General features: G+C 61.3%; 17 protein-coding genes. 5 read left to right on the top strand and 12 right to left on the bottom strand.

The features are described 5' to 3' along the window. The first annotated feature begins 490 nt into the window (after positions 1 to 490). Positions 491 to 2,083 carry an aspartate ammonia-lyase gene (locus LKK40_RS00925; protein WP_304308426.1) on the top strand — a complete coding sequence of 531 codons (1,593 nt, stop codon included), beginning with the start codon at positions 491 to 493 and terminating at the stop codon, positions 2,081 to 2,083. Between the two features lie 160 nt (positions 2,084 to 2,243). Here LKK40_RS00925 and LKK40_RS00930 read toward each other — a convergent pair whose 3' ends face one another. The 3 genes from LKK40_RS00930 to LKK40_RS00940 form a co-directional block, all read right to left on the bottom strand. Continuing rightward, on the bottom strand, positions 2,244 to 4,619 hold the full coding sequence (locus LKK40_RS00930) for a DNA gyrase/topoisomerase IV subunit B (protein ID WP_304308428.1): 2,376 nt from the start codon (positions 4,617 to 4,619) through the stop codon (positions 2,244 to 2,246). Between the two features lie 109 nt (positions 4,620 to 4,728). Continuing rightward, a complete protein-coding gene (locus LKK40_RS00935) occupies positions 4,729 to 6,264 on the bottom strand; it encodes an RNA polymerase sigma factor (RefSeq protein ID WP_304308430.1) in 1,536 nt (511 codons plus the stop codon). A gap of 130 nt (positions 6,265 to 6,394) precedes the next feature. Then, positions 6,395 to 7,198, bottom strand: coding sequence for a DUF4192 domain-containing protein (locus LKK40_RS00940; RefSeq protein WP_304308432.1), 804 nt, complete (start codon positions 7,196 to 7,198; stop codon positions 6,395 to 6,397). A gap of 121 nt (positions 7,199 to 7,319) precedes the next feature. On the opposite strand from LKK40_RS00940, the gene LKK40_RS00945 reads away from it, so the two are divergent. The 3 genes from LKK40_RS00945 (at position 7,320) to LKK40_RS00955 (ending at position 12,377) form a co-directional block, all read left to right on the top strand. Then, positions 7,320 to 8,564: a polyprenyl synthetase family protein gene (locus LKK40_RS00945; RefSeq protein WP_304308433.1), complete on the top strand. Its 1,245-nt coding sequence runs from the start codon at positions 7,320 to 7,322 to the stop codon at positions 8,562 to 8,564. Positions 8,565 to 8,639: 75 nt separating this feature from the next. Continuing rightward, positions 8,640 to 11,006: a Stk1 family PASTA domain-containing Ser/Thr kinase gene (locus LKK40_RS00950; RefSeq protein ID WP_304308435.1), complete on the top strand. Its 2,367-nt coding sequence runs from the start codon at positions 8,640 to 8,642 to the stop codon at positions 11,004 to 11,006. A gap of 126 nt (positions 11,007 to 11,132) precedes the next feature. Then, positions 11,133 to 12,377, top strand: coding sequence for an MFS transporter (locus tag LKK40_RS00955; protein ID WP_304308437.1), 1,245 nt, complete (start codon positions 11,133 to 11,135; stop codon positions 12,375 to 12,377). A 141-nt stretch (positions 12,378 to 12,518) separates the two neighbouring features. On the opposite strand, the gene LKK40_RS00960 is transcribed toward LKK40_RS00955, so the two are convergent. From LKK40_RS00960 to LKK40_RS00980, 5 genes are all read right to left on the bottom strand, one after another. Further along, positions 12,519 to 14,549, bottom strand: coding sequence for a dipeptide ABC transporter ATP-binding protein (locus tag LKK40_RS00960; protein WP_304308925.1), 2,031 nt, complete (start codon positions 14,547 to 14,549; stop codon positions 12,519 to 12,521). Between the two features lie 33 nt (positions 14,550 to 14,582). After that, complete coding sequence (locus tag LKK40_RS00965; protein WP_304308439.1) at positions 14,583 to 15,569, bottom strand: ABC transporter permease; 987 nt, start codon at positions 15,567 to 15,569, stop codon at positions 14,583 to 14,585. Between the two features lie 20 nt (positions 15,570 to 15,589). Continuing rightward, the gene (locus tag LKK40_RS00970; protein ID WP_152580929.1) at positions 15,590 to 16,516 is read right to left on the bottom strand and encodes an ABC transporter permease; all 927 of its coding nucleotides are present in this window, start codon (positions 16,514 to 16,516) and stop codon (positions 15,590 to 15,592) included. Positions 16,517 to 16,847: 331 nt separating this feature from the next. After that, positions 16,848 to 18,485 (bottom strand): peptide ABC transporter substrate-binding protein, encoded by a 1,638-nt coding sequence (locus LKK40_RS00975; protein WP_304308443.1) that lies wholly within the window; start codon positions 18,483 to 18,485, stop codon positions 16,848 to 16,850. 384 nt (positions 18,486 to 18,869) lie between these two features. Next, entirely contained in the window at positions 18,870 to 19,985 is a 1,116-nt protein-coding gene (locus LKK40_RS00980) for a tyrosine recombinase XerC (RefSeq protein ID WP_304308445.1), read from the bottom strand. A gap of 180 nt (positions 19,986 to 20,165) precedes the next feature. Between LKK40_RS00980 and LKK40_RS00985 the strand changes: the two genes are divergently transcribed. After that, positions 20,166 to 20,435 (top strand): DUF6725 family protein, encoded by a 270-nt coding sequence (locus LKK40_RS00985; protein WP_304308447.1) that lies wholly within the window; start codon positions 20,166 to 20,168, stop codon positions 20,433 to 20,435. 164 nt (positions 20,436 to 20,599) lie between these two features. Here LKK40_RS00985 and LKK40_RS00990 read toward each other — a convergent pair whose 3' ends face one another. From LKK40_RS00990 to typA, 4 genes are all read right to left on the bottom strand, one after another. Next, positions 20,600 to 21,688, bottom strand: coding sequence for a prephenate dehydrogenase (locus tag LKK40_RS00990; RefSeq protein ID WP_304308449.1), 1,089 nt, complete (start codon positions 21,686 to 21,688; stop codon positions 20,600 to 20,602). Beyond that, positions 21,682 to 22,866, bottom strand: coding sequence for a prephenate dehydratase (locus LKK40_RS00995; RefSeq protein WP_304308451.1), 1,185 nt, complete (start codon positions 22,864 to 22,866; stop codon positions 21,682 to 21,684). Before LKK40_RS00995 ends, LKK40_RS00990 begins: the two co-directional genes overlap by 7 nt. Then, positions 22,866 to 23,459 carry a hypothetical protein gene (locus LKK40_RS01000; protein ID WP_304308453.1) on the bottom strand — a complete coding sequence of 198 codons (594 nt, stop codon included), beginning with the start codon at positions 23,457 to 23,459 and terminating at the stop codon, positions 22,866 to 22,868. The genes LKK40_RS00995 and LKK40_RS01000 overlap by 1 nt, the downstream gene beginning before the upstream one ends. Positions 23,460 to 23,782: 323 nt before the next feature. Further along, a complete protein-coding gene (gene typA / locus LKK40_RS01005; protein WP_304308455.1) occupies positions 23,783 to 25,705 on the bottom strand; it encodes a translational GTPase TypA in 1,923 nt (640 codons plus the stop codon). Between the last annotated feature and the right edge of the window lie 202 nt (positions 25,706 to 25,907).

Here is a 25,907-nt window from a genome sequence, read left to right on the forward strand (position 1 = left end):
ATATGGCTTGTAACGCAACCACCAGCTTCCTCATTGCACCTCGCGCTAGCCACGTACCCTTCTGCAAACGTTACAACTCCCGCATTACCACGAACACAGTGCGGGAGTTGTAACGTCTGGAAGCGTTCAAACATCACAACTACCGCACTATGGTGATCTCAATGCAGGGGTTGTGACGATTCGTGACCCAACGACTGCCCAAGGGTGAACTCCGTTGTTTCCTCGGGCCCTTGGTAGGCCCTCGGCGTCGGCTACGCAGAACCCACTGGGTTCTGCGCTTAACGCTTCCGCCCGCACACGGGTCAGGTTAGTGCGGGAGTTGTGGCGCGCAACGCATATGACTCGCGTCTGAACTCTGGCACATGTTCAGTTGCTTACGCCAGATGCGACACGCACATCCCCTCATAACGCAACACACCGCGCCGATGCGATGTTTCGTAACATAGTTCGCGATGATTGATTGCGGCAACAACGATGGAAGGTGCCCATTATGGCAGACCAAACAATGTCCTACCAGCCAACATCCACAACCGAAACGCCTGGCGCCCACAAGGCCACCCAGGCAATCGCACAATCATCCACGCAGACGCAACCGACCACACAGACTCAGCCGGCCTCAGCCAGCACAGTCCTAGCCAGCACAGCCGACGCGCCGCAGGCCCAGCCCCTTACGCGCCGCGAGCACGACTGCATAGGCGAGCTCGACGTGCCGCTCGACGCCTATTGGGGCATCCACACGCTGCGCGCCACGCGCAACTTCACCGTCTCGGGGCGTCCGGACGCGCATCACCCGCAGCTTGTCAAGGCCTATGCCACCGTCAAGCGCGCCTGCGCCCAGGCCAATGCGCAGCTCGGGCTGCTCGACGAGGGCAAAGCGCGGCTCATCGTCGCGGCCTGTCTGGAGATCGAGGGCGGCGCCCTGGCCGACCAGTTCCCCATCGACCAGCTGCAGGGCGGGGCCGGCACCTCGCTGAACATGAACACAAACGAGGTGGTCGCCAACCGGGCCTTGGAACTTGGCGGGCGTGCCAAGGGCGACTACGCGTTTATCCACCCCAACGACGACGTCAACAAATCGCAGTCGACCAACGACACCTACCCCGCCGCCGCCAAGCTCGCGCTCATCAGCGAGATCAAGCCGCTGGTCGTCGCTTGCAAGACGCTGGCCAAGTCCTTCCACGACCTCGCCGACCGGCATATCAACGATGTGACCATAGGCCGCACTCAATTGCAGGACGCCGTGCCGATGACCTTCGGCCAGGAGTTCCACGCCTTCGCCAGCTTCCTGAAAAGCGACTGGCTCACCCTCGAATCTCTCATCCCCCAGCTGAGCGAACTCAATCTGGGCGCCACCGCCGTAGGCACCGGCATCTGCGCCGACCTGCGCTTCCGCCAGACCGCCACCGCCCGACTGGCCGAGGACACCGGGCTGCCGATAACCGCCGCGCCAGACCCGATCAGCGCCACCACCGACATGAGCATGTACATCACGCTCTCAGGCGCGCTCAAGAACCTCGCAGTCCATCTCAAGAAGGCCGCCGACGACCTGCGCCTGCTCAACTCGGGGCCGCGCGACGGCTTCAACGAGCTGGACGTGCCCGCCCGCCAGGCCGGCAGCAGCATCATGCCCGGCAAGATCAACCCGGTCATCCCCGAATGCGTCGACCAATGCTGCTTCAGGATCTTCGGCATGGACACCACAGTCACCTGGGCATCCTCCGAGGCCCAGCTACAGCTCAACGCCTTCGACCCGGTCATCGTCCACTCGCTGCTCGACGGCATGGAACTGCTCGACAACGCGATGCACATGTTCAAAGCCAACTGCGTGGACGGCATCACCATCAACGTCGCCGCAGGCCTCCTGCACGCGCAGTCCTCCCCCTCGATATCCGCATCCCTGAACGCTTCCATCGGCTACGAGCGGTCCGCGCAAATCGCCCAAGAGGCCATGCGCGAGCACACAACCGTGCGGCAGGTAGCCGGCGAGCGCACCGAGCTGTCCGATAGCGAACTCGACGACCTGCTCGACCCCATCGCCCTGTCACGCAGACTCGGCCAGACCTGCCGCGAACGACGCCAATAAAGCCAACCAAACAAACACAGCCGGCATGAAGGTACGGCATACAGACATAGCATGCAGGCAAAGCATGAAGGCCAGTCAGCCGGTCCGCATGCTATCTCATTGCATTGCTCCGGCCACCCGCGCACTGACCTGCCCGTACACGCCGATATGGCGCAAGTGCTCAGGTATCGATGCGCGAGCGGTCGAAGTCGTCGGCGTTCTCGATGATGAACTGCTTGCGCGGCGGCACTTCGTCGCCCATCAGCAGCTCGAAGACGTCGCTGGCATGCGCCGCGTCCTCCATGCGGATACGCCGCAGCATGCGTGTGCGCGGGTCCATGGTGGTGTCGGCCAACTGGTCGGCGTCCATTTCGCCCAAGCCCTTGTAGCGCTGCACTTCGCTGTTGAAATCGATGTGCTGGCGGGTCAGCTCGTCAAGCCTGCCGGCCAGCTCGTCGTCTGAATAGGTGTAGATGTACTCGCCTTTGCGCTTGCCGGTCAGTGCGATGCGATGCAGCGGTGGCACGGCGGCATAGACATGGCCGAACTCGATCAGCGGGCGCATGTAGCGGTAGAACAGCGTCAGCAGCAGCGTGCGGATATGCGCGCCGTCGACGTCGGCGTCGGTCATCATGACGATTTTGTTGTATCGGGCCTGTTCGATGTCGAAGTTCGGCCCCGAGCCTGCACCGACGACCTGGATGATCGCCGCGCATTCCTTGTTCGCGAGAATTTGCGCGAGCGAGGCCTTCTGCACGTTCAGGATCTTGCCGCGAATGGGCAGCAGCGCCTGGAAGCTCGAATTACGGGCGGCCTTGGCGGTGCCGAGCGCGGAATCTCCCTCGACGATGAACAGCTCGGCCACGTCGTCGTTGCCCGGCTGGCAGTCGGAGAGCTTGGGCGGCATGGAGGCGGATTCGAGCGCGTTCTTGCGCCGCGTGACCTCTTTGGTCTTGCGCGCCTGGATGCGCGCATGCATTTCGCTGGTGATCTTCTCAAGCACGCGGGCTGACTGCTCTTTGTAGCCGCGCTTGGAGCCGGCGATCATCTCGCCGAACTGCTTGTCGGTCATGCGCGAGACGATGCCGCGCACCGCCGCCGTGCCGAGCACATCCTTGGTCTGGCCTTGGAACTGCGGCTCGGCGATGCGCACGGTGACGACGGCCACGAGCCCGGCGAGAATATCGTCACGCTCGACGCGAGTGCTGGAATCCTTGAGATTGACCTTGAGCTTGCGGGCGTTGTCTTCCACGGCCTTGCGAATCTGCTTGGTCAGGCTTTGCAGGAAGCCGTCGACATGCATACCACCGCCCGGCGTCTCCACGACGTTCACGAAGCTGCGCAGCGTCGTGTCATAGCCGTTGATCCAGCGCAGCGCGATGTCGACGCCGCAATCGCGCGTGACTTTCTGCGCATGCAGATCGCCGTTCTCGTCCACGGCCTGCGTTTCCTCGTTGTAGGTCGCGCTGCCGGTGATATGCCAGATGCCGCACACGGGTTCGCCGTGCGAAAGATAATCGACGAAGTCCTTGACCCCGCCGGTGTGCAGGAATTCCTCGACGCGCCGGTGGGTATGACCGTCTGACTGAGTGACGACCAGCGAAGTGACGGCGGCTGGCGTTGCAGATGCAGCAGACGCCGCGGGTGCCGAGCCGCCCTGTACGGGTGTAGAAGGCATAGAAGGCGCGGAAGAAGCGAACAGCTCAGGCTCAACTCCGTCGGCTGCCACAGTCTCGGCATTCCCAACATTCTCAGGGCTTTCAACCGCCGACTCGGCATCGACTGCAACACCAGCCGTTGCCTCGGCATCGACTTCCAGCAGATCGTCAACGTCGGCATCGCCGGTTTCGGGAATATGCTCATCAACGACAGTGATCTTGAGGCCTGGCACGAGGAAGCTGGTCTGGCGCACGCGGTCGATGAGCAGGTCGTAGCTGAATTCGGCGGTGTCGTTGAATATCTCGGGATCGGCCCAGTAACGCACGCGCGTGCCGGTGGTGCGCGGGCTGACCTTGCCGATGATTTCGAGCTCGGTGGGCTTGTTCTTCCTTGTGCGTTTGAAGGGCGCATCCGGCGAGGGCTGCTGCGGATCGGCGTCTTTGTAAATGCCCGGATGACCTTGATGGAAGGCCATATGATAGGTCTTGCCGTTGCGATCGACTTCGACGTCCAGCCGAGAGCTGAGCGCGTTGACCACCGAGGAGCCCACGCCGTGCAGACCTCCGGCGGCGTTGTATGAGTCGTTGCCGAATTTCGCGCCGGCGTGCAGCTTGGTCAGCACGACTTCGACGCCGGTGAGCTTGGTTTTCGGCTCCACGTCGACGGGAATGCCGCGGCCATTGTCGGCCACTTCGATAGAGCCGTCATCGTGCAGCGTGACGGTGATGTGGCTGCACGCGCCCGCCAGCGCCTCGTCCACCGCGTTGTCGATTATCTCCCACAGGCAGTGCATGAGCCCTTGGCTGTCGGTCGTGCCGATGTACATGCCGGGGCGCTTGCGCACGGCGTCCAGGCCTTCGAGCACCGACAGGTTCTTGGCGCTGTAATCCTCAGCCACTTATTCTCCTCAATTCACCCAACGAAAAGCTCTTCTCGTCGCCAGCTGACGGCGGGAAGAGCCTGAACCACGGGGCATCACCCCAGCGATATTCCTTCCGACGACCGAATCACTGATCGAGGAAGTCGCGCAGCGTCTGCGAACGCGAGGGGTGACGCAGCTTCGACATGGTCTTCGATTCAATCTGACGGATGCGTTCACGGGTCACGCCGTAGACGCGACCGATATCATCGAGCGTCTTGGGCTGGCCATCCTCAAGGCCATAACGCATCTTGATGACGCCCGCCTCGCGTGGCGAAAGGGTTTCGAGCACCTGCTTGAACTGCTCCTGCAGCAGGGAGAAGGCCACAGCGTCCGAGGGGGCGATTGCGTCGGTGTCTTCGATCAGATCGCCAAATTCAGAGTCGCCATCCTCACCGAGCGGAGTGTGCAGCGAAATCGGCTCGCGGCCGTACTTCTGCACCTCCTGCACCTTCTCCACCGGCATGTCGAGCTCGCGGGCCAGCTCGTCCGGCGTGGGCTCGCGCCCAAGATCCTGCAGCATCTGGCGCTGGACACGCGAAAGCTTGTTGATGACCTCGACCATGTGCACGGGCACGCGAATCGTGCGCGCCTGATCGGCCATGGCGCGGGTGATGGCCTGGCGAATCCACCAGGTGGCATAGGTCGAGAACTTGAAGCCCTTCTTCCAGTCGAACTTCTCGACGGCGCGAATAAGGCCCAGATTGCCTTCCTGGATCAGATCGAGGAAGAGCATGCCGCGGCCGGTGTAGCGCTTGGCTAGCGAGACCACAAGTCGCAGGTTCGCCTCAAGGAGGTGGTCCTTGGCCTTCTTGCCGTCGTTCGCCGCCCATTTGAGCTCGCGCTTGCGGCGGAATTCCATGCCCTCGCCCTCGGTGTCGAGCAGATGCTGGGCATAGAGGCCGGCCTCGATGCGTTCGGAAAGATCGACCTCCTGCTCGGCATTCAGCAGGCTCACGCGGCCGATCTGCTTGAGGTAGTCCTTGACCGGGTCGGCCGTAGCGCCAGCCGCAACCACGCGACGCTTCGGATTGCCCGAAGGCGTCAGATTCTCATCATCGTCGTCGTCGCGCACCACGAAGACGCCTTTGGCCTTGGGAACCACCGGCTCTTCGGCGTGCTTCTTTTCCTCCTCGCCGTCGTCATGGTCATCGTCGCCTGCATCGTCGAAATCGTCGCTGTCGGTGTCATCGTCCGTATCGTCGTTGTCGTCATCGCTATCAGCGTCATCATCGAGCTGATCGTCGTCGACATCATCAGCATCGATGGCGTCCATATCCTCAACGTCCTCGTCGTCGATGTGATCCTTGTCCAGAACCTCGTCGTCGTCGTCATGGGTGCTGCGGGACGCCGCCGAAGAGGCCGACTTGGCCGGGCTCTTCTTCGCCGAAGACTTGCTCGCAGCCGCCTTCTTCGCAGCAGCCGCAGAGGTGGCCTTCGACTTGTTGGAAGCGGTTTTCGCAGTGGTCTTTGCAGCAGTCTTCTTCGTCGTAGCGGCGGCACTGCTCGTCTTGGAGCCAGCCGTTTTGGAAGTCGGACGCTGCGGCGCTGCCTGCTTCGAGGAGGCGCTGCCGGTAGCCTGGTCAGCCTGTTCCGTGATCGCCGTCGTTTCCTTCGTGGCCAAACTTATCCTCCTGAGTGATCCTGCCAGAACGCGCATAGCACAAAGGCGCACTTCTGGCAAGGGCAAATCGTCAACTATTGGAGTTAACCACCTCGCACGGACGATTATTCCCGCGACCCGCCCATTCTTTTCATGACGGCTTGCCACGAACTCGCCGTTCCCCGCTGTTTGCAGGACCTATCCCGTGTTCCAGCGCGGAGCAGACAATCGCTGCCAGCGTACAGCCCTGATCCAATCCCAAGGCACGCAACGCATATTCGAGCGCCTTGGCCTCGCCCATCCACCATAGGATATACCCGGCGACGGCCAGCGGCTGCACCTTGAAGCGCCCGGGAACGACATCGGCCATGTCGCACATCATCGCGATGCCGGCATGGCAGCGTCGCCTGTCAAGCTCGGCGTGCTCGTCTTCGAAGGCGGTGCGCAGCAGACGATACATGCTGCGGGCATTGCGCGGATCGTGCGGATGGGAGGCGAATGCGACCATACGGTGCATATCGCACTGCCCACGCCCTGCCACCAGCGAGACAATCAGCGCGTCCCTGATCGCAAGCGCTTCGGCCATGCCAACGGCCAGCGCTTCCAGATCCTGCACGCCAGGGCATGGTCCTCCTTCGTCCAGATGCCGCAGCCACGCTGCAAACGGCTGTTCGACCCATGCGGCATCGGCCTGCGCAATCCCGTTTTCCCTGCGCTGCTCCCGAAAACGCTTGGCCAAGGCCTCGCAACGAGCATCTTCGGCGCTCTCCTTGCCTTTCGGCTCGTTTGAGGCCTTCGGTTTGCCCGCGCCAACGCGCGCATCTGCGCCAGCAAGCGTCACCGTGTTGCTGTCCATGATCTCCTCCTTATGCTCATGCCGTGTCTCATACCCGCCAAACAACTCCATCGCAACGAAGCCGCTGGCAGCCGGTCGCTTGGAATCGCGGCCGGTCATTCCACTATGCTGGAGTGCGCATCCGCAGCGCAAGCCAATCCGGGTAATGTGGATAAATGGTTGTAGGCCTTGCAATGACGCCATTTTTGTTTTGTCAGCACGCTGTGGATAACTCATATACATGAGCACGGATCATGATTTGCGCACCCTTGAGTCCCGTATCGGCGAATTGACGGAAGCCTGGATCGCTCCACAATTCACCCAGTCCACCCGGTCCACCCAGTCCGACGGCTATAGCGGCTTGATGCCTGCGGTGCGTGCGCAGGCGGCCGCATCGAATGCCGGTGGCAAGCGGCTGCGCGCATTGCTGGCGCTGTCGGCCTTCGACGCGGCACAAGCAATACAGCACGGTAATCCGGAAAGCCCCGAATCTGCCAATGTTTCGGCTGTTTCGGCGCGCACTGCGATGATCGATCTCGCTGCGGCCGTGGAGATCTACCAGACCTCGGCGCTCATCCATGACGACATCATCGACGATTCCGATCTGCGCCGCGGCGAGCCGAGCGCGCACAAGGCATTGGAAGTGGCATCAGGCGACACGCGCATCGGCACCGGGCTCGCCATCATGCTGGGCAACGCGCTTGCCACGCTGAGCGCGCATGTTGCGCAGGAGGCGCTGGGCATGCTGCACAATCAGGTGGAGGGCCTGCGCGTGTTCCTCGCCATGCAGCGCGATGTCGCGTACGGGCAGGTGCTCGATCTTTCCGCCGAGGAAATCGCGCTCGATGACCCGGCCCGGCTCGCAGCGGCATCGCTGGAAGTGTTCCGTTGGAAAACCGCCAGCTATACCGCCATCGCTCCGCTTGAGCTGGGCTTTCTGGCGGCGGGGCTGGCACCTGAGCGATCGCATCGCCATGCCGTGCGCATTGGCGAGCCGCTGGGAATCGCCTTCCAGCTCGCTGACGACCTGATTGACGTGCAGGGTTCGAGCCGTTCCTCCGGCAAGCCAGTCGGCGGCGACATCCGCGAGGGCAAGCACACGGTGCTGCTGGCCGATGCGCTGCAGCGTGCCGATCCCGCCGACCGCGCCCGACTCGTCGCCATCTACGGAGCGCCGTGCCGCACCGATGCCGAGGTGCGGGAGACAATCGCCTTATTCGAGCGCACCGGCGCTCTGGCACAGTCCGAACAGCGCATCGCCGAGCAACGCAGCCTGGCCTTCGCCGCCATCGACAGCGCCGTTGACGACATCGCGGAAAGCATCACAGATAGTGTCACCGGCGTCACCGGTGTCGGCAACGTCAGCGACGCCAGCGATAACGACAGCACATCCCCCTACGCCAAAGCTTGCGCCGCGAGCATCCTGATCGAAGGCTGCTCGCGACTGCTGCCGCAAAGCCAACGCACGACACGCATGCGCATGTAGACTTGACTCGGGTGATTATTTTCGCATCACCCATGAAGACATCCATGAAGAACAAGGGATTAAGCGCACACCGCCATGACTGAAGCCGCACACGCGCCCGAAGGGCAGCTGATCGAGGGACGCTATCGCATCGTGCGCAAAATCGCCGACGGCGGCATGGCCACGGTCTATCAGGCGCTTGACGAACGGCTCGAACGCACTGTCGCCATCAAGGTCATGCACACGCAGCTGGCCAAGGGCCCGCATCGCGACCAGTTCGTCGAGCGATTCCATCGCGAAGCCAAATCGGCGGCCGCCATCGCGAACGCCCATATCGTGCAGGTCTACGACACCGGCGAATACGAAGGTCTCGCTTGTCTGGTGATGGAGTACGTCCACGGCGTCAATCTGCGTCACGAAATGGACGCGCAAGGCACTTTCAGCGTGCGCGAGACGCTGCGTATCATCGCCGAGACGCTTGACGGGCTTGCGGCGGCACATCGCGCCGGCGTAGTCCACCGCGATATCAAGCCGGAGAACATCCTGCTCAACGACCGGGGCCATGTGCAGATCACCGATTTCGGCCTGGCCCGGGCCGCGTCGCAGGCCACGCTGTCATCCACCGGCATGTTGCTGGGCACCGCCGCCTATCTTGCGCCGGAGATGATCGAGCATAATCAGGCCACCGCGCAGGGCGACCTGTACTCGGTGGGCATCATGGCCTGGGAGATGCTTGCCGGCGAAGTTCCTTTCACTTCCGATAACCCCGTGACACTCGTGTTCAAGCATGTGCACGAGGATGTGCCCGCGCTTGCCGGCCCCTGCCCCGGCATCGATGCGGCGGTCTCGCAGTTCATTACCCATCTCACCGCACGCGCGGTGCAAGCGCGGCCCGAGAACGCGCAGGAAGCGCTCGGCGAGCTGCGCGGCATCATGGCGGGCTTGGGCGTGGATGCGTGGCAGTATCGGCTGGATCCTGCGCGTGTCGGCAACGCCGCCGGCGCAGGTTCGCGATCCTTAGGAGATGGCACGGCTGCCTCCGACACTGTTCATACCCCGCTCGGTGCGGCTCCGGTGCCGGTTCCTCCTACTCCGCCTTCGCAGTCGGGAAGCAATGCGAATACAGCGGACACAACCAGCACGATGGCAAATACAACGAGCGCAGGATCCCCCTCCGGCAATGATCTTTCGGCGACCAGCACGCTGCCAGAGGACGCATCACCCACGTCGACGCGCGTGATACCGGCAATCAGGCAGGCCGACAACCGCAATAGTCGCAATAGCCAGTATGACGAAGCCGCCACCGAGACTATCCAGCCAGCAGCTCAGGCGACCCAGGCAACGCAGACCATCGGTATGATGCCGGCGAGGCCGATGCAAGGTGCGCAGGCTCTCAATATGCAGCAAGGCGGTTCATTCCCTGACGCGGACACTGCTGCGAACGCTAATCCGAACCCTGCCACAAACCCCGCCACGCACAGCAGCACACGCAAGAAAACACTTATCATCGCGCTCGTCGTAGCGCTGGTGCTTGCGCTGTCCGGCGGAGGCGTGGGCTGGTGGTATCTGCGCGGCCCCGGCAGCTATTGGACGATGCCAAGGCCAAGCGATGTGAGCTGCTCGGACAACACACCCTGTGCAATCACTGATGCGGCTTGGCAGCCGTACGAAAGCACGCTGAAAGTGGCGAATATCCCCTACCGGGTCTCCCAATCCTACAGCGATACCGTTGCCAAAGGCCGGGTCATCGCCACACGGCCCACACACGTCGGAGACCATGTTAATAAGAGAGACGGCAGCCAGGTCACAGTGGTCGTCTCGCAGGGCATCAAGCAGGCGACGATTCCCGGCGACATCCTCGATCCGTCCTCGGCCAACGGCAAGGACCCGATGGCCGCGCTCAAACGCGCGGGCTTCACGAACGTCACGCATGATGTGGCAAGGGACGAATATTCGCTGAATCTGCCGCAGAACGCCGCCAGCTCGATCAGCCCGAACCCGGGGACGACGATGGCCCACAACAAAGCAATCACCATCGTGCTGTCCAAAGGGCCGATGCCGGTGAGCATGCCCGACGTGGTGGGCCGCTCGAAAGACGATGCGCAGGCCGCCTTCGACGATGCCAAGCTCAAACCCCAATACTCCGAGAAATTCAGCGACACCGTGGCGTCCGGCGATGTGGTCTCGGCCTCCGTCAAGGCCGGCACCCAGCTGCACTGGGGCGACAGTGTCGATGTGGCTATCTCCAAAGGCCCTGAAATGGTCACGATTCCCGATGTGCGCGGGCAGAAGACCGAGGATGCCAAGAAGACCATTGAGGCTCTGGGCCTGCGCGTCAAGGTCTCCGCGCCGCTTGGCGACATCACCCACACCGTGCGTCTGCAGGATCCCTCCCCCGGCCAGCAGGTGCGCGTGCGCGACGCCAAAGGCACGACCACAGTCGTCACGCTCACCGTGGTGTGAGTTTTCGGTTGCTGTGTGACTCTGCTTTCATAGCAACATAGCAACATAGCAACATAGCAACATAGCAACATAGCAAAAACAAACGTAGAATATGCTCATGCTGACAAGACAACGAGATCGAAGGCGATGACGTTGAAAGAAAGATTCCATTCCTCCCGTTCGGCACAAGGGCAGAATCTGCTATACGCCTTTTTCTTTTCCAGAGGCGTGAGTCTGCTCGCCGAATACATGGCACCTCTGGTCATCGCCTACTGCTTTCAGTTCTCGTTGGGAGGCAACGCCAAGCAGTTATCCATCGTAGTTGCCGCACGAACGATCGGCATGGCTGTAACCTTGCCGATCGCAGGATTCGTCATCGGCAGGATTGCAGTATGTTGGATTTTCCTCATCTCTGGTTTCTGCGCAGCGGCATCGCAGATTACGGCGGCGCTCTTCATCGCCAGCGGTTCCATCACGACTTCGATGTTCGCCATCGTTCAGGCGGTCAATGGCGTGTCCGCAGCGTTTACCCTTCCCCTGTTCACATCCTTGCTTCCACTGATTGCTCCCGCCGAGAAACTACGACGCGCGAATTCCTGGATAGCCATACTACGAAGCGGCGCTATGGTCGCAGGGCCGGTTGTCGCAGGACTTGTCGTTACCGAGCGGAATCCGGCTATGGGACTTTACGTTTCAGCCGCTATGTATGCGGCAACGGCACTATGCGGAATTCCAATGAACATGACCGTCTCGCAAACCGAAAAAAGCGCGCGCGTCTCATTGGCCTCTAGTCTAGGAACGCTGATGTCGTTCACTTGGGTATGGGGCATTGTTCTTTCCTTCGCCGTGGTCAACGCTGCTTTCGCAGGATTCCAAAGCGTTGCAGGACTCAAAATCGCCTTATCCACCAGCATCGGGAAAACAGGATGGTCCACGGCGTTAAGCGCGATGGCCATTGGAATGGTGGTAGGCGGGCTACTGCTGTCTAAAGTCTCTTTCAAGCGCCCGCTAGTCGTTGGCCTCATATGCTCGCTGCTCATGGCCTGCCCCATGATCGCGCTCATGCTGCATCCTTCAGCCGTGCTGCTCTTCATCGCCTTTATCCCCTGCGGCTTCGGAACCGAAGTATTCACCATCGTCTGGCAGACAGCGCTGCAGACCTCAGTCCCCGGACGATTCCTGCCCGCAGCGTCATCATTGGACACCTTCGGATCTCTGGTAGCAGTCCCCATCGGGGTGATTATCACCGGCTCCGCCTACGACGCCAGCGGCGCGAAAACCCTCATCTACCTCATCGCAATCGTAGTGCTGTTCACTCTTGCCCCGCTCCTGCTGCCATCAGTACGAACCATGCATGACAGCGAAACTAAAACGGAATCTGCGATGAAGTAATCAGCGCATTTTCATACAGCCAAGCGCATATGCTGCCTGAAAAGCGAATCCCAATCTGGGCTAGCTCAGACCTCAATCCAAGCTAGCCCAGACAAACAACTTAGAACCCGGAATCCAGAACACAGAGCCCGAAACCCTAACCTAGTCCAGTCCCAGCGCCAGGTTGCCGCCGGGGATGGCGTCGAGCAGGTCGCGGGTGTACTGCTGCTGGGGGTGGTTGAAGACCTCGTCGGTGGTGGCATGCTCGACGAGCTTGCCTTGCTGCATGACGACCACTTCATCGGCGATCTGGCGCACGACGGCGAGATCGTGGGTGATGAACAGGTAGCTCAGCGACCGCTCAGCCTGCAGATCATTGAGCAGTTCGAGCACCTGATTCTGCACGAGCACGTCCAAGGCGGACACGGCCTCGTCGCAGACGATGACATCGGGGTTCAAGGCCATAGCGCGCGCGATGGCGATGCGCTGGCGCTGGCCGCCCGACAGCTCGTTGGGGTAGCGCTGCATCACCGAAGTCGGCATCTCGACCAGTTCAAGCAGCTCGCGCACGCGCTGCACGCGGCTTTTCCTGTCGCCAATGCCGTGGATGCGCAGCGGCTCCTCGATCGAGCGGAAGATGGAGTAGGTCGGGTCGAGCGAGCCGTACGGATTCTGGAAGACCGGCTGCACATGACGCCTGAAGTCAAGCAGCTCCTTGCCTTTGAATCCGGCGATGTTCTTGCCTTCATACGTGACGGTGCCCTCAGTCGGGTCGAGCAGCTTCAAGACCATGTTGGCGACGGTGGACTTGCCCGAGCCGGACTCGCCCACGATGGCCAGCGTCGTGCCGCGCTTAAGCGAGAACGACACGTCATCGACGGCCTTGAACATCTCCTTGTTGCGCGGGAGCTTGAATTCCTTGGTCAGATGCTCGACGGTGATGATGTGCTCGCTGCGTTCCAGCACCTTCTCGCCCTTGACCTGATGCTCCATCAGGTCTTCGACGTCCTCCCCGCGCTCGTGGGCGGAGATGATGCGCTGCGAAGCCAAGGACGGCGCGGCGGAAACCAGCCGCTTAGTGTATGGATGCTGCGGGTGCTGCAAAACCTCAAGCGACGGCCCGGATTCCACGACACGGCCCTTGTACATCACGACGATGTGCTGGGCGCGCTCGGCCGCCAGCCCCAAGTCGTGCGTGATGAACAGCACGGCGGTACCCAGCTCGTCGGTCAGCATATGCAGATGGTCGAGGATCTTCTTCTGCACGGTTACGTCAAGCGCCGAGGTCGGCTCGTCCGCAATCAGCAGATCGGGGCGGCAGGCCAGACCGATGGCGATCAGCGCGCGCTGGCGCATGCCGCCGGAGAATTCGTGCGGGAACTGCCGGGCGCGCACTGCGGCCTGCGGCAGACCAGCCTCCGAAAGCAGCCCTGCGATTCGGTCGTCCTGTGTGGAGCCAGTGACGTGGCTCTTGGCGAGCGTCCAAGCCGCATCATCGCTGACGCCGGCATGGATGAGGTCGTCGGCGACGCGCCAGCGGGTCTGCGAGCCGGGAACCCAGCTCTGGCCGAAGCCTTTCACGAGCTCCTCGGCCTTCCCAGCCTCGACTCCAGCCTGAGCCAACGCCTCGGAAGCGCCCTGCAACAGCCCCGGCAGCTCGGCCGAGCCGATGAAGGTCTCGTCGTCGTCGCTTTTGATCGTCACCTCATCGCCGGCCAGCGCCTTGGCGAGGTCGGAGCGCTTCTCGTGCGCAACGTCCATATTGTTCGCCTTGAGCGACTCCTTGACCTGAGCGCCGATGCGCCAGACGGGGTTGAGATTGCTCATCGGGTCCTGTGGCACGAGGCCCATCTTCTCGCCGCGCAGCTGCTCGAAGTCCTTCTGCGTGGCACCGGTCAACTCTCGGCCTTCGAACTTGATCGAGCCGCCGACCACATGCCCGGTGCCTGGCAACAGGCCCAGCACCGCCATCGCGGAGGTGGACTTGCCCGATCCGGACTCGCCCACGATAGCCACCCACTGCCCCGGGTAGACACTGAAGGAGGAGTCGCGCACGGCGTGGACCGCGTGGTTCTTGTCTGTGGTGAAATCGATTTCGAGATTCTTCACCTCAAGCAGCGGTCCCTGCGCGCGCTGCAGGGCTTCGAGTTTGCTTTCGCTACTCGTTGCATCCGTCGTATTCGTCGTATTCATTGTTGCGCTCATCGTTATCCTCTTGCTCCTCGCTCAGGCCGTACGGCTCTTCGGGTCCAGCGCGTCCTTGACGGCGTCGCCCATCATGATGAAGGCCAGCACGGTAATGGCCAGCGCGGCCGACGGGTAGAACAGCACCGAGGGGTTGGTGCGCAGGATGGTCTGTGCGTTGGCAATGTCGCCGCCCCAGCTCACGGTGGTCGAGGGCAGGCCGACGCCAAGGAAGCTCAAGGTGGCCTCAAGCACGATGTAAGAGCCCAGCGAAGTGGTGCCGATCACGATGATCGGAGCCATGGAGTTGGGGATGATGTGATTGATCAGGTTGCGCATCGGCGTCGAGCCCAGCGCCGTGGAGGCAGTGTTGAATTCAAGGTTCTTCGCCTCCATCACCGCGCCGCGCGCGATGCGGGCCGTGGAAACCCAGCCGAACAGGGTCATCACCAGCACGATTTTCCAGATCGATGACGAGGTGCGGAACATCTGCAGCACCACGATCGCGCCAAGCAGAATCGGCAGCGCCAGGAAGATATCAGTCAGTCGGCTAAGTACGGCATCGATCCAGCCGCCGAAGAAGCCCGCCAACGCGCCGATAATCGAGCCGAGCAGCACAACCAGCACCGTGGCGAGGATGCCGACGCTCAGCGAAGTGCGTGTGCCGTAGACCGTGCGGGTGAACACATCGCAGCCCTGCATGTCGAAGCCGAAGGGATGACCATGCGAGGAAGGATTGAGCGAATTGTCAAGATTGCAGTAGTTCGGGTTCTGCTTCGTGAAAACGCCGGGGAACAGCGCCACGAAGATGATGAAGATAATCAGCAGCGCGGAGACGATGAAGAGCGGATTCGTGCGCAGCGTGCGCCATGCGTCCTGCCACAGGCTGGTGGCCGGCGCGGAGTCGTCGATGGAATCGACGTCCTGCAGCGGTGTTTCGTCGATCGGAGCCACATAGCGTTCCTGACCGGGCAGGGCGGACGATTGGCTAAAAATTGGTGACGATGTTGTTGTCATGTTGCTAGACATAATATATGTTCCTCCTCGTCTCACACGTACCGGATGCGGGGGTCAAGCGCCGCATAGAGCAAGTCCACGAGCAGATTGGCGATCACGAAGATGAGCACGAGCACGGTGACGATCGAGACGACCAGATTGCCTTCGCCTTTCAGGATGCTCTGGTAGGTCAGGTAGCCGATGCCGTGGATGTTGAAGATGGTCTCCGAGATCATCGCGCCGCCCATGAGCGCGCCGAGATCCTGCCCCAGATAGGTCACGACCGGAATCATCGAATTGCGGTAGACATGGCGCAGCAGCACGGACTGGTTCGACATGCCCTTGGCACGCGCGGTGCGCACATAGTCCTCGGACAGGTTCGAGGAGACCTCGGCGCGCGTCAGGCGGATGATATACGCCATCGACACCGAGCCGAGCACCATAGCAGGCATCAGGAGGTCCAGGAAGCCGGGGTCATTGCCTGCGGTGACGGGAAGCATGCGCCATTTGACGCCAAGGAAATACTGCATAAGGAAGCCAGTGACGAAGGTCGGCACCGAAATCAGCAGCAGGGAAAGGACAAGGATGACCGAGTCATACCATTTGCCTTTTTTCAGGCCGGAGATGATGCCGAAAATGACACCGAAAATCGCCTCGAACACGAAGGCCATCAGCGCGAGCCTGATGGTGACGGGGAATGCCCGTCCTATCTCCGAGATAACCGGCTGCCCGGCGAAGGTCTGTCCGAAATCAAGCGTCAGCGCGTTCTTCAGAAACAGAAGGTACTGAACGATGAACGGCTTGTCGAGGTTGTATTCTGCGCGGATCTGGGCTGCGACGGCTGGATTGACCGGCTTGTCTCCGAACATCGCCTTGACCGGATCCCCCGGCAGTGCGAAGACAAGCGCGTACACCAACAGTGTCGTTCCGAGAACCACGGGGATCATCTGCACGATACGACGCAGAAGATACTTGCCCATCGGTTGCTCCATTCTTCCTTATGACTTTGTGGCGATTGAGGGCGCGAAAGCTCCCATGCAACCGCCAGTAAGTTTGTTTCGCCAGTGTACCGCACCTAGCGTTCGCTGGGTGTTTCGAAATCATCGAACTGTGTGTCATACCACAATTCAGGTGCCTGACTCGAGTGTCAAGCTACAGTGACGAAAACCAATAATCAACATTACACAAACGAAATGCGGGGAGAACGCAAGCTTTGCACTTGGTTCTCCCCGCATTCCTTAATTCACATGCCTCGCGTGATGGCGCTAGCTCCAAGCAGGCGCAGCGTCAGACACGCGGCAATGGCAGCAGCTACTTGGTGATCTGCGCGTAGACAGGAACACCCTGCCAGTTCATTGCGAAGTTCTTGACGCCCTTCGCGGCCACGCCGTTGTTGTTCATGTAGTACAGCGGAATGGACGGCAGGTCGTTGAGGAGGATCTCCTGGGACTGCTGGTAGATCTTGTTGGCGGCGTCATTGGAAGGCGCAGCATACGCCTTGGTCATAAGCTCGTCGAACTTCGGGTTCTTGTAATCGCCGTCGTTCGAGCCGTTGCCGTCAGCCGCAGCGGAATCGTAGAGCTGATAGAGGTAGTTCTCCGGCGACGGGTAGTCCGGCTGCCAGCCAGTGCGGAAGGCGCCCTTGATGGAGCGCTTGGTGATCGCGTCACGGAACTCCTGGAAGGTCGGCACCGGGCTGGTCGCCACGTTGATGCCCAAGTTGTTCTTCAGCTGGTTCACAACCGCGTCGTAGAACGGCTTGGCGCCGCCATCGGCGTTGAAGGAGAAGGTGAGCGTGCCGTCATACTTGGAGATGGCGTCGGCCTGCTTCCACAGCTCCTGCGCCTTGGACTTGTTGAACTTGAGGTTCTCGTTGCCCGGAATCGAGTCCGAGTAGCCCGGGGTGAGCGGCGAGGTGAACTCGACGGCAGGGGTGTTGATGCCGTTCATGACCTTGGCGATCAGCGTCTTGCGGTCCAGAGCCATGGAGATGGCCTGGCGACGCAGCACGCCTTCCTTGGTCGTGGTATCGAAATGCGGCAGGTTCGACGGGATGGTGAAGGACTGGAAGACCGAACCCGGCTTGCTATAGGCCTGGACGGTATCATCGGTCTTGAAGGTCTTGGTATCGGCCGCAGGCACGGTGTTCATCACATCGAGATTGCCGCCCTGCACATCGGCGTAGCCGGCATCAGTGCTGGTGTAATCGACGAGATCGACGCCATCGTTCTCCACCTTGACATTGCCCTTGTAATCAGGGTTCTTGACAACGGAGATGACCTTGTTGTGGTCCCACTTCTTGAACTTGTAGGGGCCGTTGCCGACCGGGTTCTCGCCGAAGGCCTTCGGATCCTTGTAGAAGGACTCCGGAAGCGGCGCGAAGCCGCTGTAGCCGACCTTGACCGGGAAGGTCGCATCAGGCTGGTTCAGATCGACGGTGAAGGTGTGGTCGTCGACGACCTTGAGACCGGAGAGCTGCTCGTCGCCCTTGAGGGTCTTGGCATCCTGCAGCGCGTCATAGCCCGCGATCGAAGAGAAGAAGGAGGAGCACAGATAGGCGTTCTTCGCGTTCGCCGTGTAGCTCCACGCCTTGGTGAAGGACTGCGCGGTCACCGGCGTGCCGTCGGTGAATTTCCAGCCGTCCTTGATCTTGATGGTGTAGGTCTTGCCGCCATTGCTCGGCGTGATGGACTGGGCGACCTCGTTGGAGGGATCACCCTTGGCATCGAAGGACACCAAGCGGGAGAAGAGCAGGTCAATGGCGCTACCCCCCCCTGTCTCATTCGTGTTGCCTGGAACCAGCGGGTTCTGCGGCTCGCTGTTGTAGGACGAGATGATGACCGGGCCGTTGCTCTTGGATCCGGCATCGCTGCCCGAACCGCCGCAGCCGCTCAGCAGCATGGCAAACGACAATGCCGCCGCTGCCAGGGCAAGCGCTTTCTTCTTCATAGATTTCTCCTATTCAGTAGTGTGCAAGGACGCCGAAACATCCCTGCGTCATGCAAAAGAGGCCGCATACCGCCCACCTCTCTGCTGATCGCACTCCATTCTTGTACTCATGCCGGTAAATTGCAATCGCCCTCGCAAAATCCACGCAGAGCCGTGTTCGAGACATATTCGCAACGATCATGAAGCGTATACGCACTGAGATTTCAATATATTTCCAGCATGTGGACGCCTTAGGCAATCGGTGCCGGGCTTCGCATTGCGAAGAAAAAACGGCGACGCTGATGTTACGAGCGCGTTAATTCATGGGTAATGCACGGGGTTGAGTGGCTGAATATGCGGTGAACACGTCTCGCGCTATGCGCTTCTATGCGTCTTTATGCGTTGCTATGCGCGTGGAAAGGCCTGGCCGTAGCGCGCCTTGAGCTGCTCGATGGAGACATGCGTATAGCGCTGCGTCGTGCTCAGGGAGGAATGCCCCAGCATCTCCTGCACTTCGCGCAGGTCCGCTCCTCCATCGAGCATATGGGTCGCCGCGCTGTGGCGCAGGGCGTGCGGGGCGATATCCGGCACGCCGGCTTCACGAGAGCGCTCATGGACGATGCCGCGGACGATGCGCTGGTCAAGCCTGGCCGAGCGCGCGCCGAGAAACAGCGCCTGCCCCGAGCCTTCGCCCACCAGCACTGGTCTGCCCTGCGCAATCCACGATTGCAGCGCACGCGAGGCTGGCCCGCCAAAAGGCACCACGCGCTGCTTATTGCCTTTGCCCGTGACCTTGAGCGTGCGATTGGAGAAGCTCACATCGCCGATATCCAAGCCAACCAACTCCGCCACGCGGATGCCGGTGGCGTAGAGCGTTTCCATAATGGCCGCATCGCGCAGCGTCAGGGCGTGCTGACGCGCATCGACTTTATCACGTTGCTTGGTGTGGTGGCTGTCGTGCGCGGCAGGCGTGCGTCGTCGCTCGGCATAAGAGTCTGGCTGCCGCGTCTGGTCAGATCGGAACTGCTGAAGACCGTCGGAGACTGACTCCTGCGTGTTCTGCGCTTCTCGTGCGCTTTGCGCCTTCGACCTGTTTCTCCCGTCACCATTTTCGGCAGCGGCGTCCTCCTCGACCGTCTCCATCAGGCGCTGCGCCTGCGACTCGTTGAGCACCGTAGGCAGCACGTCGGGTATCTTCGGCGTCATCAGCGCTGCCGCAGGATCCGTAGCAATCACATCATGCTCATGCGCCCAAGCGAAGAACCCACGCACCGCAACGGTTTTGCGAGCCATGCTCGAACGCGCATGCAAGCGCGATTCGGTGGCCAGCCACGAGCGCAAATCCTCGATAGTCACCTCGGCAAGCTGCTGCGTGCCGCGCAGAGAGAGCAGATGGAGGCATGCTGTAATATCCGACGCATAGGCCTTCAAAGTATTCGCGCTCACGCCACGATTCGCGCGCATATAGGTCAGATATCGGCCCACCGCACCGCTCGCAAGACCGCTATCGCCAATGCCCATCGTTATACTCGAATCCAAAACCATGCCCTGCCGTTGTTCTATTGACCAGTCACGCCACTGTTCACAGCATAACGCAGTTCAACACTCAATTCTGTGTAGCCGACTACGCTTGGTGGCGATTGTTGTTCCATGCTGTTTCTGCTTCGCAATGTTTCACAATATCGCGTAGAAAGGGTTCATATGCCGATACCGCAGCACATACCAGCCGGCGCTCGGATTGTGGTGCGCGTCTATGACGGCGTGGACGGCCAGGACGGACGTATGAAGTTTCGCGATTTCATCGGCCACGTCCGTTCGTGGGACGGGCAGCGCCTCGAACTGACCCGCGATGCGGCGGCCAACGGGTCCCGCCCCGAGCAGGATGTGAGCCTCGACGCCGACATAATCGTAACGGTCAAGCCGATTCCCGAGCGGCGGGGGCAACGCGGGAGTCGGGCGGTCAAACCTTGAGACGTTCCCTCTCCCGAGACCTTTATGCCCCTTTTGTGACGCTGGACGTGGGTATGAGTCACGAAAGGGGCACTGTCAACGGAGTCATGCCCCTTTTGTGACGCAAACCCCCGAATTAGCGTCACGAAAGGGGCATTGGCGGCGGCCACTACTCCGGCTGGCGGTCAGATTATCGGCTGGCGACGAATCGCGGCGCGGTAATCACCAGCGAAACTTGTGATTCGCTCCCCCTGCTTCGCTGATTCCAGCAGCTCGTGTTGCCAATGGGCAGGGTCGATATCGAGCGTGGTCTCATGCAGTTGGCTCTCGCTCTCCACAGAACCGGTATGGGCACGAACCTCACTCTGCGCTGCCTGCACACCTCGCGCGGTTTGTGCCTTGAAATCGCGGAATGGCTGGCCTGCGGAGAAAAACTCAGCGATGGCGGCCTCGGCGTCACCGTGCAAACCGTCATCACGCCGCAGGCCGTCAGCGCAGTGCAGGTCGTCAGCGAATGCGAGTAGCCGTGCGGCCATGCTGCGTAGCAGGGCTTCGACATTCGTGCGGTCCTCGTCGATCATCGCACGGGTGCGGTTCGGGTCGGTCAGGGCCACTCGGGTCATGTCGCGCCAGCTGCCGGCGGCGAGCGCAGCAGCGATATTGCGCTCGGGACTGGCGCACAGTTCGTTGATCATCGCGGTGGCGACGGCATGCGGCATATGGGAGATCAGCGCGGCGGCGCGGTCATGCGTCGCATCGTCAAGCACGATGAGCTCGTTGCCCAAGCCATTGGTGATGAACCGGGCGACAGCAAGGAAACGCCGGTATTCGGTGTCGGCATCGACGGTGATGGCCCACAGCGCACCGTCATACAACGCCGGATCAGAAGCCTCGAACCCAGAACGCTCGTTGCCCGCCATCGGATGCGCACCGACATAGCAGCCGCCCAAACCAGCCTGCTCGACCTGCCCACGCACCATGCCTTTGACGCTGCCCACATCGCTCAGCGTGGTCGCCGCAGCATCAATGGCCGGGGCGAGACGCGCAAGAATATCAGGCATAGCTTTAAGCGGGTTGCAAAGGATAAGCAGCTCCGGCTTGGCCTGTGCCAAATCCTCCAAGGTCTCCACGCATTGAATGCCGTCGCGGCGAGCGGCCTCATAGGGCCTGGGAGTATGGTTCCACGCCAGCACCTCATACCCGCGAGCAGCGGCGCGACGCGCGAGCGATCCGCCGATCAGTCCAAGGCCGACGATGCCGATTGAAGTCACCACAGCAATTCCCTCCTCGTGGCAGCGTTATGCTGCCAATCGTCCATACGCGCCGTGCGGCGGGTTTGCGCAGCCGCCTCACGCGCCGCCTCGGCTGATTCGCCTTGCACACCGTCGCCTGGCATTGCATCGGCTGACAGCGCGCCCGTAGCGACGTGCACTCCCCCGGTCGGCAGCATCCACGCATCGACCGGCGGATTCGGGCGTTCGCGGCGCGGATAGACGGCCAGCGTCTTGACCCAGTCGCCGTGGCTGACCACTTCAGCAAGCACTTCGCGCAGCGAATCCTGCCACGGCGCAGCATCGATGGTGGCGATGAAACTGTAGGTGCCGTCATGGCCCTTGATGGGGCGCGAGATGAAGCTGGTCATGTTCAGCCCTGCGTCACGCAGCACGTCGAGCAGATTCGCCAGCACGCCCGGCCCTGTGCTCAACGGGATGAACGCGATAATGCTTTCGAATTCGGCTACGCCCTGCACTCTGGCCGCCTGCAGCAGGTTGGGAACCTCATCACGAGGGCCAAGCACCAGGAACTCCGTGCGTGCGCCCTGATAATCCTGCACCTGCGCGGCAAAGGTGCGCAGTCCGTACAGCGGCCCGCAGATAGCCGGCCCCAGCGCGATGCGCCCCGGCTTGAGGTCACGGCAGGCGGCGGCGTTGGAGGTCGCCGGAACCGGCAACAGCTGGTATTGCTCGATGAAACGGCGACATTGTGCCAATCCATGCGGGTGAGCACTGACTTCCAGACGTGCTGGGGCGTCGACGTTGGGCATCGCAGAAACGGCATGCTCTTCATGAGCCTGCCCATTGCGCGTCACATCGTCTAATACCGCAACTGAATCGGCGGCAACGGACGACATGTGAGACATGGTCGAATCGCCCGCAAGCGTGAAGGCATCGAAACTGATGTCAACGCCGATGCGCGCGAAGCCCGCCACCCCCTGAACGTCGATCAGCGCGTCAAGATTGGGGACCACATATCCCTCGACGTTATTCTCCCAGGCGATGACACCCCATCCCTGGCCGCTTTGCACCATGCGGATAATCGCAGGCACGTCTTCGGCAGCGACGAGTTCAGTGCCTTCGGGCGCGTACGCCGCCAGCGTGCGCTCAGCATCGGCCGCCGCCTGATGGGTGAAGGTGCCCTGCGGCCCCAAATAATACAGTGCCTGCTTCGCCATCACAGTCCAATCCCAGCGCCGGCTGCGGGCGCTGCCGCTGTCGAGGCGGAGTCCTTGGAATTCCTAGAGCTCTTGCCCGCCGCGTCATAATCGGCATGATGACCAGAACCATTGTCGTAATCATCATCAGCCCGTCTGCCGGGCATCGTGAACAGCGATGCAGGCATCATCAGCAGCGCGACCTGCACCACAATCATGCCGAACAGCCAGAAGTATCCGACATGCTCGCTGAAATACGGCATCGGGGCGCCGAATCCTATCGGAGTGACCACATCGCCGTGGGGATAGCCCATCGCCATAAGCCATGCCACTGCCGAGGACGCTATAAGATGCAGCGCAAGGCCGATGGTGCCCGAACGCGACCGCGCGCACCATGTCGATAGGCCGACAATCACCAGCGCCAGCACCAGGCCATAGGGAATGTTCTGCGCCGCGCCCATGCGGTGCGCGAAGGTGCCGACTACGGCGACGCCCATCCCCGCCACTACGCAGATCAGCGCGCGAAGCGGCGCATCGAGCTGGTGCGACCACGGCAGGAGGCGAACTGGCTCGTCGTGTGCATCGCGGTCATTGTCTGTGCTGGCTTGGGTCATGGCTATCAGTATGCCTCAGCCGTTAGTCAAGCCGGCCGCATCAGCCTTCGGCTTGCACCGTTAAGCACTTGTTAAGCACTGTTTAAGAGGATTCGGCAAGCCCACCAGACCCGCCAAGCCCACCAGACCCGCCAAGTGTGGGCCAGAATCGCTAAGACACGCAAAACCGGCAATGCGCAAAGATAGCGGTGGACACCCGAAAGCGCTCGAAACGCCCAGATATGCGTGTGCCTCGGAAAAGCTCTCCATACGAGAACCTTTCCGAGGCACGAAACACATAGTCACAACACATGTGAGTCCAGAATCACCGACTCATCACCGACTCACTTGTTGCCGTCGCGGCGACGCTGCTTGGAGCGCCACTTGTACCAGTCATCGCGGTTCAGCAGCAGCTTGCGCACGCGGATGGCTTCAGGGGTGACCTCGACGCATTCGTCCTCGTTCGCGAAGTCAAGCGCCTCTTCGAGGCTCATCTTGATCGGCGGGGTCAGGGTTTCGAGCACATCGGCGGTCGCGGAGCGCATGTTGGTCATATGCTTGGCCAGCGTCACGTTCACATCGAGCTCGTCAGGCTTGTTGTTGACGCCCACGACTTGGCCTTCGTAGACCTGGCTCTGCGGGTCAACGAAGAAGTTGCCGCGTGCCTGCAAGCGCTGCATGGCGTACGGAGTGGCGACGCCGGCGCGGTCCGAAACCATCGAGCCGTTCTGGCGGGTCACGATCTGGCCGGCCCACGGAGCGTAGCCGGCGGAGATGGAGCTGGAAATGCCGGTGCCGCGCGTGGCGGACAGCAGCGCGGTGCGGAAGCCAATCAGGCCACGCGAAGGAACCGTGAACTGCAAACGAATCCAGCCGGAGCCGTGGTTGCTCATCGAGTCCATACGGCCCTTGCGATCGGCCATGAGCTGGGTGACGGTGCCCATGTACTCCTCGGGCACGTCGATGGTGTCATTCTCCATCGGCTCGTTGATCTTGCCGTCGATGGTCTTGGTAACCACCTGCGGGCGGCCGACGGTCAGCTCGTAGCCTTCGCGGCGCATCTGCTCGGCGAGAATCGCCAGCGCGAGTTCGCCTCGGCCCTGCACCTCCCAGGCGTCGGGGCGGTCGGTCGGCAGGACGTGAATCGACACGTTGCCGATGAGCTCATGCTCAAGACGATCCTTGATCATACGGGCGGTGAGCTTGTGGTCCTTGCCCTCGGTGCCAGCCAGCGGGGAATCGTTGATCGCGAAGGTCATTGAAATGGCCGGCTCGTCAACGTGAATCAGCGGCAGCGGCTTCGGGTCGCTCGGGTCGACAATCGTCTCGCCGATCATGATGTCGCTCACGCCGGCAACGGCGACGATGTCGCCAGGGCCAGCCTCGTCGACCGGCGCACGGTCCAGACCCTGCGTGCGCAGGATCTCGGTGAGCTTGAAGTTCTCGATGGAGCCGTCGACACGCGAAAGGCCGTATTGCTTGCCCTTGATCAGCGTGCCGTTGTAGATGCGGATAAGGCCCAAGCGGCCCAAGTACTCCGAGGCGTCGATGTTGGTGACGTGCGCCTGCAACGGTGCACCTTCCTCGTATTCGGGCGCGGGAATGTTGGCGATGATCGACTCGAACAGCGGCTCCAAATCGTCGTTGTCAGGCAGACCGCCGTTCTCCGGTACGTTGGTCGAAGCATATCCGGCCTTGGCGGCGCAGTAGATCACCGGCAGGTCGAGCAGCGCATCGAGATCGAGATCGACGCCCTCCTCCATCACATCCTGAGCCAGACCGAGCAGCAGATCGGTGGATTCGCTCACGACTTCTTCGATGCGGGCATCGGGACGGTCAACCTTGTTGACGCACAGGATGACGGGCAGCTTGGCTTCCAGCGCCTTGCGCAGCACGAAACGGGTCTGCGGCAACGGACCTTCCGAAGCATCGACGAGCAGCACCACGCCGTCGACCATCGAAATGCCGCGTTCGACCTCGCCGCCGAAATCGGCGTGGCCGGGGGTGTCGATGACGTTGATCGTGATGCCTTCGGGGTGGCCGTACTTCTCGGCCAGCGGGCCGGTGTACTGCACAGCCGTGTTCTTGGCGAGAATGGTGATGCCCTTCTCGCGTTCCAAATCGTTCGAATCCATCACACGGTCCGGAACCTCTTCGCGCTCCGAGAACACATGCGACTGCTGAAGCATCGCGTTGACGAGCGTCGTCTTGCCGTGATCGACGTGAGCCACAATCGCCACATTTCGAATATCACCACGTACCGCCATCGAAAACCTCTCTTTAATGGTTTAAAATTTCCTAGCTAAATTTCTAGCGTTCCACTTGCCGTTGCATACCGGCCCAACATCGAATGAGTTTCCACCTGTATTTACCCGCAAACCTTCACCACAATAGCGATGCGGCACGACAGCGCAGAGTGAGAGGACGGCAGGGCCATTATTCGCCTTATTCACCAAGTGCGGCGGCAAC

This window comes from Bifidobacterium tibiigranuli (assembly GCF_022655035.1).
In the GTDB taxonomy this organism is placed as follows: Bacteria; Actinomycetota; Actinomycetes; order Actinomycetales; family Bifidobacteriaceae; genus Bifidobacterium; species Bifidobacterium tibiigranuli_A.

Coding starts and splice junctions, on each gene's coding strand:
- LKK40_RS00925 (WP_304308426.1), top strand. CDS start 491: ATGGCAGACCAAACAATGTCCTACCAGCCAACATCCACAACCGAAACG.
- LKK40_RS00940 (WP_304308432.1), bottom strand. CDS start 7,198: ATGACCGGCCGCGATTCCAAGCGACCGGCTGCCAGCGGCTTCGTTGCG.
- LKK40_RS00945 (WP_304308433.1), top strand. CDS start 7,320: ATGAGCACGGATCATGATTTGCGCACCCTTGAGTCCCGTATCGGCGAA.
- LKK40_RS00950 (WP_304308435.1), top strand. CDS start 8,640: ATGACTGAAGCCGCACACGCGCCCGAAGGGCAGCTGATCGAGGGACGC.
- LKK40_RS00955 (WP_304308437.1), top strand. CDS start 11,133: ATGACGTTGAAAGAAAGATTCCATTCCTCCCGTTCGGCACAAGGGCAG.
- LKK40_RS00960 (WP_304308925.1), bottom strand. CDS start 14,549: ATGAATACGACGAATACGACGGATGCAACGAGTAGCGAAAGCAAACTC.
- LKK40_RS00965 (WP_304308439.1), bottom strand. CDS start 15,569: ATGTCTAGCAACATGACAACAACATCGTCACCAATTTTTAGCCAATCG.
- LKK40_RS00970 (WP_152580929.1), bottom strand. CDS start 16,516: ATGGGCAAGTATCTTCTGCGTCGTATCGTGCAGATGATCCCCGTGGTT.
- LKK40_RS00975 (WP_304308443.1), bottom strand. CDS start 18,485: ATGAAGAAGAAAGCGCTTGCCCTGGCAGCGGCGGCATTGTCGTTTGCC.
- LKK40_RS00980 (WP_304308445.1), bottom strand. CDS start 19,985: ATGGGCATTGGCGATAGCGGTCTTGCGAGCGGTGCGGTGGGCCGATAT.
- LKK40_RS00985 (WP_304308447.1), top strand. CDS start 20,166: ATGCCGATACCGCAGCACATACCAGCCGGCGCTCGGATTGTGGTGCGC.
- LKK40_RS00995 (WP_304308451.1), bottom strand. CDS start 22,866: ATGGCGAAGCAGGCACTGTATTATTTGGGGCCGCAGGGCACCTTCACC.
- LKK40_RS01000 (WP_304308453.1), bottom strand. CDS start 23,459: ATGACCCAAGCCAGCACAGACAATGACCGCGATGCACACGACGAGCCA.
- typA (WP_304308455.1), bottom strand. CDS start 25,705: ATGGCGGTACGTGGTGATATTCGAAATGTGGCGATTGTGGCTCACGTC.